Annotated in this window: 1 protein-coding gene; it reads right to left on the bottom strand. The window is 64.4% G+C overall.

Annotated elements, in window-relative coordinates; translation table 11 throughout:
* Positions 1-972, bottom strand: coding sequence for an IS481 family transposase (locus tag LI94_RS21255; protein WP_046302486.1), 972 nt, complete (start codon positions 970-972; stop codon positions 1-3).
* Positions 973-1,076 lie beyond the last annotated feature (104 nt).

Genomic DNA, 1,076 nt, shown 5'->3' with positions numbered 1-1,076 from the left:
CTAGGTGTTCTTGACGGGCAGGTTGTGAACGCGTAGGCGTTCGATGGGGGTCTTGCCTCCGATGCCGGTGTGGGGTCGGTGGTAATTGTAGTGATGCAGCCAGTCTTGATAAGTCGCTGCGCGGGCGGTGTTGGACCGGTAGGTGTGGGCGTAAGCCCACTCGGCGGTCAAGGTGCGATTAAAGCGTTCCACCTTGCCATTGGTCTGCGGCCGATACGGCCGGGTCCTCTTATGCGCAATGTCGTCGCCCAATGCGTGGGCGAAACACTTTGAGCGGTAACATGATCCGTTGTCAGTGAGGACGCGCCGGACGACGATGCCATGTTCGGCGAAGAAGGCGTTGGCGTTGCGCCAGAACGCAGCGGCGGTCTCCTTGCGTTCGTCATCGAGTTCTTCGGAGTAAGCCAATCGACTGTGGTCATCGACCGCGTGGTGCAGGTAGGCGTACCCCATCGCGCTGCGGGTTCTGCGCCCGGCTTGCCGGCCGAGCTTGCGGTGCCCGCCGCCGTCAGGGATGCGGCCGAGCTTTTTGATGTCCACATGCACCAGATCGCCCGGCGCCGCGTGCTCGTAGCGGTTCGGCTTCGGGCGGCGCACCGGCAAGCCCGTGGCCTGGTCCAGATGCCGCAGCAGGGGCATCTTGTAGCGCTTGAGCACCGCCTGCACCGTCGAACGCGGCACGTGCAAGTGCGCGGCTAGACGGTCGGGACCCCAGCGGCGCGTGCAGCGCAGCTTGACGATCCGACGCTCCCGACGCACCGGTAGTTGGTTGGGGCTGTGGTGCGGGCGGCTGGACCGGTCGAACATCGCCTCAGCACCACCGATGCGGTAACGGTCAGCCCACTTCTTCGCCGTCGCCGATGAGCACTGGAACCGCTCAGCGGCCCGTCGGATCGGCCACCCGTCATCGACGATCAGCCTGGCGAGTTTCAATCGCCCCTTCGGAGTCAGCGAAGCATTAGCGTGGGACACGAGGACCTCCTGGTGATCGGCGTGCGTGTGGTAACCACACCGATACCGGAGGTCCTCACCTACTTCCGCGCACCACGCCGTTCACAACGTCCCTGGCCATTACA

Source organism: Mycobacterium sp. UM_Kg27 (assembly GCF_000972905.1).
Taxonomy (GTDB): Bacteria; Actinomycetota; Actinomycetes; order Mycobacteriales; family Mycobacteriaceae; genus Mycobacterium.
This window is presented reverse-complemented; position numbering and strand designations above follow the sequence as displayed.